Here is a 9,171-nt window from a genome sequence, read left to right as displayed (position 1 = left end):
AAATGTCAGACGATCCCGGATCAGCTGATCCTTCGCAAGACCGATCATTACCTTCGCCGGGGCGGTCCGATCGAGCGGGTTATAGACCGAGAAGCTGAAGGAGGAGGGAGGTAAAGAATCTGCAAAGGTTCTTGGGCATAGAAGGCACAGTGTATTGTCGAGAACCAGACCGGTTTGGTTGCTCCTTTTTTAGGAGGTATATACAAAAGACGTGCCAACGGTATTGGGAGATTAATGAGACCTGGAGGGACCACCACCGTCTGATTTCCGGACGGACCGTCCGAAAATCGGACGCTCCCTACAATCAATAGTCTGTAAGACGGTCTGCTAAGGGGCCGGCGAGCCGTTTTTGCCTGTTTTCGCCTTGACGAATCTTTTTTTTTTGGCTACCTCTCCGACCTTACATTAATCCTGAGGTGGTTTTAAAAAGCCTCAAAAAAATAAGGAGTTAACTATGGGTCGCAACTTCCTCTTCAGTTCTGAGTCTGTTACTGAAGGTCATCCCGACAAGGTTTGTGATCAGATTTCGGATGCCGTCCTGGATGCCTTGATCGCACAGGATCCCGATTCACGAGTCGCCTGTGAAACCCTCGCAAAGGATGATCTTGTGGTCGTTGCGGGTGAAATCACCTCAAAAGGTTCCGTCGATTTCGATCGAGTTACACGAAAGGTTATTTCAGATATCGGCTATACAGATCCTGAGTTTGGGATCGACGCCAAAAGCTGCCGCGTTCAGGTCGCTGTAAGCCAACAATCACCTGATATTTCTCAGGGCGTTACCGAGGGAGAAGGTCTTTTCAAAGAGCAAGGGGCCGGTGATCAGGGACTCATGTTCGGTTATGCAACGGACGAGACCCCTGAGTTGATGCCAATGCCGATCCTTTATGCCCACAAACTTACCGCCCGTCTTGCCGAGGCGAGGAAAAAGAAGGAACTCACTTTCTTGCGTCCGGATGGAAAATCACAGGTTACCGTTGAATACGAGAATGACCGTCCCCAAAGGATTCGAACGATCGTTATTTCCACCCAACATTCACCGGACGTCAAATACGAAACCCTGAAAGAGGCGGTCATTGAACAAGTGATCAAGAAATCAATTCCACCCTCAATGTTGGATAAAGAAACCCAATTTTTGATTAATCCGACCGGTCGTTTTGTGGTCGGGGGCCCTCGAGGAGATTCGGGCCTCACGGGACGAAAGATTATTGTCGATACCTACGGTGGATGGGGTCGTCATGGTGGTGGAGCCTTTTCCGGAAAAGATCCCTCAAAAGTAGATCGCTCCGCTTCTTACATGGCCCGCTATGCCGCCAAGAATGTTGTCGCCGGGGGATTGGCTCGTTGTTGTGAGGTTCAGATTGCCTACGCCATCGGTTATCCTGAACCGGTCTCCTTCATGGTCGATACCTTTGGAACAGGAAAATTTGACGATGAAAGGATTACGCAAATTGCCCGAGAGTTATGGAGTCTGAAACCGGCAGCTATTATTAAAACACTCAACCTCAAACGCCCTATCTATCAAAAGACAGCCAGCTACGGTCACTTCGGAAGGCTCGACCCTGACTTTACCTGGGAAAAAACAGACCGGGCGAATGAGATCAAATCACTCACCGGTGTTTATAACCGTGTGACATCCTAAAGGAGATGGTTATGGCCTGCGACATTAAGGATAAAAATCTGGCTGAACAAGGAGTCCTCCGTATGGAATGGGCAGCTCAAAGCATGCCTGTTCTTCAGCAGATCCAAAAACGGTTTGAAAAAGAAAAACCGTTGAAGGGGTTGAAGATTGCTGCCTGTCTTCATGTCACCACAGAGACAGCCAATCTCATGCTGGCGCTCAAGTCGGGTGGCGCTCATGTTGCGCTCTGCGCCTCAAACCCCTTGTCAACCCAGGATGATGTCGCCGCTGCCCTAGCCATCAGACATGATATGCCTGTGTTCGCAATCAAAGGCGAAGATAACAAAACCTACTACGAACATATTGAAGCGGTCTTGAACACCCAACCTGTCATGACGATGGATGATGGAGCCGATCTTGTTACAACACTCCATCAAAAACGTAAAAACCAGTTGAGCCAGATTCTTGGTGGAACCGAAGAGACAACAACTGGGGTTATCCGACTCAAGAGCATGGAGGCGAATAAAGTGCTCGCCTATCCTATTATCGCCGTGAATGAGGCCCAGACCAAATATCTCTTCGACAACCGTTATGGCACCGGCCAGAGCACGGTGGATGGGATCATCCGGGCCACTAACCGCCTCTTCGCAGGAAGTAACTTTGTTGTCTGTGGTTATGGATGGTGTGGTCGAGGCCTGGCTCAACGGGCTCGCGGCATGGGAGCCAAGGTTATCGTGACTGAAATCGATCCGTTGAAGGCCCTCGAAGCGGTCATGGATGGTTATTCAGTCATGAGCATGGCCGAGGCAGCCCCATTGGGGGATTTCTTCTGCACGGTAACAGGCAACAAGTCCGTCCTCCGCAGAGAGCACTATGAGAAAATGAAAGATGGGGCGATTATCGCGAACTCCGGCCATTTCAACGTTGAAATTGATATTCCGTCTTTGGAGTCTCTCGCCGTTTCGAAACGGACGCTCCGTGATTTCCTTGTCGAATACAAACTCTCTGATGGCCGTCGAATTAATCTCCTGGCCGAGGGACGGCTTGTGAATCTCTCCTCCGCAGAAGGTCATCCCTCAAGCGTGATGGATATGAGCTTTGCCAATCAATCACTCTCAGCCGAGTTTTTGGTCAAAAATGCAAAAACCTTACAGAAAAGGGTTTACGACGTCCCTCAAGAAATCGATCGGGAGATTGCCCGCCTGAAGCTCAAAGGAATGGGGGTTTCCATTGATACCTTGACCACCGAGCAAGAAAAATATCTCTCCTCGTGGAGTGAAGGGACCTAGTGCTGACGTCGGCTGAGTCGTTTGCGCGTTTCTTCCATAAGAATCTGAACTGAGGGCATCTCATCCGTATTGGGGAATTCCTGTACGATCGTCTCGAGAAGAGCGAGAATCTTTCCATAATCCTTTTTTTGGTCAAAAAGCTGTCGTGCCTCATTTAGAATTTCCAGCGCCTTTTTGTTTTCCATATCAACAATTCTCGCCCGAAGAAGATGGGCCTTTTCAAAAGACAGATGAGTCGGTTGGGATTCAATTTCCTTCAAAAAGTCGATCGTCCCGGCAGGAGGGAACTGCCCTGCATCCAAAGTCGTTTCAATATCGATAAGGCGAATCGCCACCTGATCTCCCTTGCGGGCCTCCCTTTCCTTCATCTTTTCAATTCTCTCTTGGGCACGAGCCACCATCTGTTTTTGATCCTCATTCAGCATGATGACCTTGTAATAGGCGGCCCGTGCCTCCGGGTAACGTCCTTGGAGAAAAAGCAGGTTGGCAAGATCGTATTGAATCCGAATCAGATACGATTGACTTGGGGCCTCTTTGAGAAGGTCCTGCAACTTTTTAATCGCCTCATCGATCTTTCCCTCCCCCGCCAAACGGTGACTTGATTCAAGCTCCACCTGAACCTTTTGATTCAGATCTTTAAGCGACCCCTCACCCTCTTCCCCCCATAGGGGGACACAAAAAAGGAGCAGGAGAAAGAGGATTTTGAACCACATGAGAACCCACTTGTTCGACTTTATTTCCCCAAAGTCAAGTAGGAGACTTGTGGGGTCTTAACCCCCCAAAAAGGAGGCATAAACTCAGGGTAACCACTCTAAAAGGGGGAAAAACAAAAAATATCAATAAATTACTAAATGATTTCATATAGTTAAATTAAGCTTAAAAAATGAGTTTGGCATAGGGATTGCTATATTTAGGGGATGGAAACCTGGATCCAGACTATTCTGGGCCATTTTCCAAGGAGGTTTTAAAGGTGGCTGTTGACGGAATTCGAAATAATCAGACACCGGTCATTTCACAGGATCTGGAGGATCTTCCGGAATCCCCATCAACGTCGACACTTGTTCAAACGACCTCTCTGCAGACCCAAAGGGGTGTCCTCCTCGGACAAACATCCAATACGGCGTCGAGTGAGATCCCGAATCCCTCCTCAAACCCGAATCAACGTCTTGAAGAGGCCTTATATCAATTAGAACAGCTTCAAAGGATTCGAGAACAACTTGCTCCAATAGCCCCACATGACCACAATGCAGCCGATCTCGTCGCAGAAATCGATCGGCTCATGCCAGTTTTAGAGCAGGAGATCGCTCAACTAGAACAAACCCTCTCGAGCGACATCGACGGTGATGGTGTTTATGACGCCGGCGATCCAGACCGAGATGGTGATATGATTACCAATGAACGAGAGCTCCGCGACGGCACCAATCCAGACAATGCTGACAGTGATGGGGATGGTATTACTGATGACAATGAGATTCGTATTTATAATTTGGGACGCGCCTTAATCGCTGAAGGACATGTCGAAGAGGGCCAGGCCCTCATGAGACGCGGGAACGCCTTAAGTGGAGATGGAGATCGAGACGGCATTCTGGATAGTGCCCAACTCAATGATGAAATCCGTGTTCAATTAGGAATGGAATCCGCCACCGAAGGTGCGGGAGGGGCCGGATCGTCTGGTGTGGGGGCCCAATCTACCGGCAGCGGCTCTTCTGCAGGAAATTCAACTTCAGTGGAAGATACCTCAAGCCCGTTTGAGAATCTGGAACCAGAATCGCGAAGACAGACATCACAAGGGGTCCATCAGATGACCTTCGAAATGAATGGGGCAAACGATTTTAACTTTCGGATGATGGATACGATCGCAGGTCAGGAGGCGAAGCAATGGACGGTCAATGCGGATGGCGATAATCTGATTGTCGAGGCGAAAAGCAGGCAGGGTGAGGTGATCGGAAGGTTTATCCTCGAGGATGGAAATACCGATACGATTCGCGCGCAGCTACAATTTCATCTCCATGACAGTGGTCAAAGACTCGATTCGAGTGTCGCCGTCTCCATCTATGGAGGGAGTGGAGACGATCTGATCTACTCCGTCGGTGGCGCCGGGAGTCAAATCTACGGTCAAGGTGGAAATGACATGGTCGTTATCGAGGAGAGCGTCGACGGAAATGGTGCCACAATCGATGGAGGGGCTGGAAATGATATCCTTCAAGGCGGTGACGCCACGGACCGAATCAGTGGAGGAGAGGGAAATGACTTCATCTATGGCGCCCTCGGAGAAAACGTACTTTTGGGACAAGGCGGAAATGATGCGATCTTCACAGCCCATAATGATGCTGGCGATGATACCAATGAGGTTGTTGAGGGAGGAACCGGCATTGATCTTTCCAACGCCTTTAATGGCGATGTCTCCAGTATTGAAACAGGAATTGATAACCTGAATGGCCTCATCACCTACCTGAACCGTTATGGCGGCGAAGGGGCCTCTCCGATCGAGCTTGAGGCGATTCAACAGGCGATGGAAGAAGATATCCCGATGGCGATGTCGATGATGTCTGAGGGCCTCGAGTCCCTCGCCTTGGAGTTTCTTATCCAAAAGGATCTTGAGCGGCAGTCATGGTATGTCCCACTTCCAGGGAGCCAAGATTATTCCTACGAAACAGTTGCTGATACGGAAAACCCGCCAACTCAGCAATATCAGAATCCGGAAGAACAGGACGACTTCTTCCTCGATTGGGGACAATAAATTAAAGATATTTATTAGCCAGGATCTCAGCGATCTGGACGGCGTTCAGGGCCGCCCCCTTACGCAGGTTATCCGCAACAATCCAGAGGTTAATCCCGTTCGGTATCGACTCATCCTCACGAATCCGACCGACGAAGACCTCATCACGCCCTGTCGCCTCGATCGCGAGCGGATATTCGTTCTTTACAGGGTTATCCTTGACGACGACTCCCGGCGCCTTTCGGAGAATCTGACGGACATCCTCAGCCGATAATTTCTTCTCCGTCTCGATATTCACCGACTCCGAATGGGCACAAAAGACCGGGACCCGAACCGCCGTCACCGTCACCTGAATTGACGAATCCCCCATGATCTTCTGGGTCTCCAGGATCACCTTCATCTCTTCCTTTGTATATCCATTGTCCAAAAAGACATCGATATGCGGGATGCAATTGAAGGCGATCTGATGGGGAAAGACCTTTTTCTTGATCTCCTTTTGATTAAAAAGGGCAGTGACCTGTTCCGATAACTCGTTCATTGCCTTTTGCCCTGCCCCGGCAGTTGATTGATAAGTCGATACGACAACCCGTTTAATTCGAGCAAGATCATGAATCGGTTTTAGGGCAACAACGAGCTGAATGGTCGAGCAATTTGGATTCGCAATAATCCGGCGGTTTTTAAATTTTTCAATCGCTTGAGGATTCACCTCAGGGACGACGAGCGGGATGTCCGGCTCCATACGAAAGGCACTCGAATTGTCAATCACCACCGCCCCTGATTCCGCGGCAATCGGCGCGAATCGCTGACTGATACTCCCCCCTGCTGAAAAGAGGGCGATGTCAATCCCCGTAAACGATTTTTCGGTCAGGAGCTCTACAGCAACCTTCTTCTTCCCAAACTCAAGCCTCTGCCCAACACTTTTCTCCGAGGCATAGGCTCGGACAGATTCTATGGGAAATTTTCTTTGATCGAGGATCGAGAGCATTTCCCGCCCAACGGCACCGGTCGCCCCAACAACGCCAACATGATATTTTGTCTTTCGAGTCATAACCGCTCCAATACCGCCTCGCCTATCTCACCCGTTGAGACAACCTTTTCCCCTTTTTTGGCAATATCCGCCGTTCTGAAGCCATGTGACAGTACTTTTTCAACCGCCTCTTCGATCTTCCGCGCCCCTTCTTCTGCCCCCACCGAATAACGAAGCAACATCGCGCACGATAGAATAGTCGCGAGCGGATTCGCAAGCCCCTTCCCTGCTATATCCGGTGCCGTCCCGTGAATCGGCTCATACATACCACGAGGATAGCCCAACGAATTTTTTACCTCACCCAACGAGGCCGAAGGGAGCATCCCGATCGAACCGGTCAACATCGCCGCTTCATCGGAAAGGATATCACCAAAAAGATTGGAGGTAACAATGACATCAAAATGCCTCGGATTTCGAACCAGCTGCATCGCGCAATTGTCCACATACATATGATCCAGCTTCACCCCCGAATAGTCCTTTCCAACCTCTGTCATTACCTCTCTCCAGAGAATGGAGCTCTCGAGGATGTTTGCCTTGTCAACAGAGGTCACCTTTTTCGTTCTTTTTGACGCCGCCTCGAAGGCGATGCGTCCGATTCTTTCGATTTCTTTCTCATCGTAAATCTCTGTATTGAATCCACTCCGCTTCCCCTTCTCTTTGACGAGACCACGTGGCTTCCCAAAATAGATCCCCCCAGTCAATTCCCGAACAATTAGCAGATCAATACCATCCACCACCTCCGGCTTCAATGACGAGGCATCGATCAATGGCTTAAAGACTTTAGCAGGTCTTAAATTTGCAAAAAGTGTCAACCCTGAACGAAGCCGCAAGAGGGCCTGCTCGGGACGTTTGGCATGAGGGAGGTTGTCCCATTTCGGCCCTCCAACCGCCCCTAAAAGGACCGCATCGGCCTTTTTCGCTTTTTCCAAGACAGGAGGAGGCAAGGGAGATCCGACACGATCAATCGCCACCCCTCCGACCAAGCTCGTCTCAAATTTGAGCGGGATGCCGCAGTTCCCCCCAACCTTTCTGAGCACCTGAACGGCGACCTCAGTCACCTCGGGCCCAATCCCGTCACCGGGAAGAACTAAAATTTTTATTTCTTTTTGAATAACTGCTCCTGAAAAATTTCTAGCAACTTAAGACGCCTGCTATCGAAAAACAAGCGTCTTGAAACTTTGCCAAATAAGGAGGTTCCTATGAGCGGTATTGGAAGGAGCGGAATCATTTTAGGTACAATAGGGGGTGTTATTGCCGCTCCTTTCGTCGGTAGTTGGCTCGCTAATAAATTGGTGGACTGGCTAAACGACCGATCAGCCCGTCGGAAATCACCCCAAACACTAAAAGATAAAGATATTGAAACAAGAAATCTTCAAACAAGCTTCGTGGCTCTGAGAGAGAATGCCTTGGAATACGAATACACCCGGATTTTCGGTAAGGCGATAGGAGCCGCGGATAGCTTGAACGTAAATCCCGTTCTTACCCGGGCACCGAATGGAGTACTCCACAGCGATATCCGGGCAACCTATACGTTCAATGGTTCATTAAGAAATGAAAACGTCAGTGTAACCGAAATTTCAATGGCCCATGAAACCAGTTCCTGTGAAGAGATGACCCTTGCCTGTGACAGCTGGATCCTAAGTATCCAATTTGCGATCCAAGGGGTCCGTGATGGCTCCTCCTGTACACTGACGGTTCGCGAAACAGTCAATGGTCCAACGTATGCCCCTTCCGAGGAGGCACGTTATCGGGCTTACAGCAGCCCTGATTACAACATCTCCTGCACCGGAGCCTCAAAGAACTCCATGATAGGAGGAAAACAGAGTGCTGAGGTGGTTGCGCGGGGTTATATTGAACCTCTGTTTACGGAAATAGCCAAACAAGCTAAAACATATTGACATAAATACATATCTACGTCATCATACAGATATGAATAGAAACCTTGCAGATCCCGTCCGTCGAATTACGGCAAATCTCCCCAAAAAATTATTGGAGGGGGCCCTTGAGACGACAAAAACAGGGGTCACCGAGACCCTCATCGAGGGACTCCGTTTGGTTAAGCGTCGTCGTGCCTATGAGAAGGGGATGTCTCTCAAAGGAAAATTAAAACTACATATCGATCTGGATCAAGCCCGTGAGCGAACTCATCGTTGACACTTCTGTCTGGATCGATTTTTTTTCTGGAAAAACACTCCCAGAGCTGGAACAGGCGCTAAAAGACGGCCGCGTGCTGCTTTCCCCGATTGTGCGCGCCGAGCTGTTGAGTGGGACGATGACCACAGCTAAAGAAAAACAACTCGTCGATTTTCTGGAAGACCTCAATTTTCATGAAACTACAGAGGCTCATTGGACGGCGGTCGGCCGGGCACGCCGATTATTTCGTGAAAAAGGGTTAAGGGTAAGTGTTCCGGATGCCCATGTGGCTCAGTGTGCTCTGGAGACGAATGGCCTCCTCTATTCTTTCGACACTATTTTTTCTAAAATTGCGCAGATCGTTCCCATCAGGATTTTGAAGTAA

General features: G+C 49.5%; 9 protein-coding genes. 6 read left to right on the top strand and 3 right to left on the bottom strand.

The genetic code is table 11. The features are described from left to right. Positions 1-454: 454 nt before the first annotated feature. On the top strand, positions 455-1,639 hold the full coding sequence (locus tag HYT76_10180) for a methionine adenosyltransferase (protein ID MBI2083915.1): 1,185 nt from the start codon (positions 455-457) through the stop codon (positions 1,637-1,639). Positions 1,640-1,650: 11 nt separating this feature from the next. Beyond that, positions 1,651-2,907 (top strand): adenosylhomocysteinase, encoded by a 1,257-nt coding sequence (locus HYT76_10175; protein MBI2083914.1) that lies wholly within the window; start codon positions 1,651-1,653, stop codon positions 2,905-2,907. Here HYT76_10175 and HYT76_10170 read toward each other — a convergent pair. After that, positions 2,904-3,620, bottom strand: a complete 717-nt coding sequence (locus HYT76_10170; GenBank protein ID MBI2083913.1) for a tetratricopeptide repeat protein — start codon at positions 3,618-3,620, stop codon at positions 2,904-2,906. The two genes, HYT76_10175 and HYT76_10170, sit on opposite strands and share 4 nt — an antisense overlap. A 257-nt stretch (positions 3,621-3,877) precedes the next feature. On the opposite strand from HYT76_10170, the gene HYT76_10165 reads away from it, so the two are divergent. Further along, positions 3,878-5,647, top strand: a complete 1,770-nt coding sequence (locus tag HYT76_10165) for a hypothetical protein (GenBank protein ID MBI2083912.1) — start codon at positions 3,878-3,880, stop codon at positions 5,645-5,647. A 1-nt stretch (position 5,648) separates the two neighbouring features. Here HYT76_10165 and HYT76_10160 read toward each other — a convergent pair whose 3' ends face one another. Together HYT76_10160 and leuB are read right to left on the bottom strand one after the other, a co-directional pair. Continuing rightward, positions 5,649-6,674 (bottom strand): aspartate-semialdehyde dehydrogenase, encoded by a 1,026-nt coding sequence (locus HYT76_10160; protein MBI2083911.1) that lies wholly within the window; start codon positions 6,672-6,674, stop codon positions 5,649-5,651. Continuing rightward, positions 6,671-7,765, bottom strand: a complete 1,095-nt coding sequence (leuB, locus tag HYT76_10155) for a 3-isopropylmalate dehydrogenase (GenBank protein MBI2083910.1) — start codon at positions 7,763-7,765, stop codon at positions 6,671-6,673. The genes HYT76_10160 and leuB overlap by 4 nt, the downstream gene beginning before the upstream one ends. 87 nt (positions 7,766-7,852) lie before the next feature. Here leuB and HYT76_10150 point away from each other — a divergent pair, with 87 nt between their 5' ends. Genes HYT76_10150 through HYT76_10140 form a run of 3 tightly spaced genes read left to right on the top strand, consistent with a single transcriptional unit; the run spans position 7,853 to position 9,171 of the window. Beyond that, entirely contained in the window at positions 7,853-8,551 is a 699-nt protein-coding gene (locus HYT76_10150) for a hypothetical protein (protein ID MBI2083909.1), read from the top strand. Between the two features lie 31 nt (positions 8,552-8,582). Then, the gene (locus HYT76_10145; protein ID MBI2083908.1) at positions 8,583-8,807 is read left to right on the top strand and encodes a hypothetical protein; all 225 of its coding nucleotides are present in this window, start codon (positions 8,583-8,585) and stop codon (positions 8,805-8,807) included. Further along, positions 8,788-9,171: a PIN domain-containing protein gene (locus HYT76_10140; protein MBI2083907.1), complete on the top strand. Its 384-nt coding sequence runs from the start codon at positions 8,788-8,790 to the stop codon at positions 9,169-9,171. Before HYT76_10145 ends, HYT76_10140 begins: the two co-directional genes overlap by 20 nt.

The sequence above is a fragment of the Deltaproteobacteria bacterium genome (genome assembly GCA_016180845.1).
In the GTDB taxonomy this organism is placed as follows: domain Bacteria; phylum UBA10199; class UBA10199; order JACPAL01; family JACPAL01; genus JACPAK01.
This window is presented reverse-complemented; position numbering and strand designations above follow the sequence as displayed.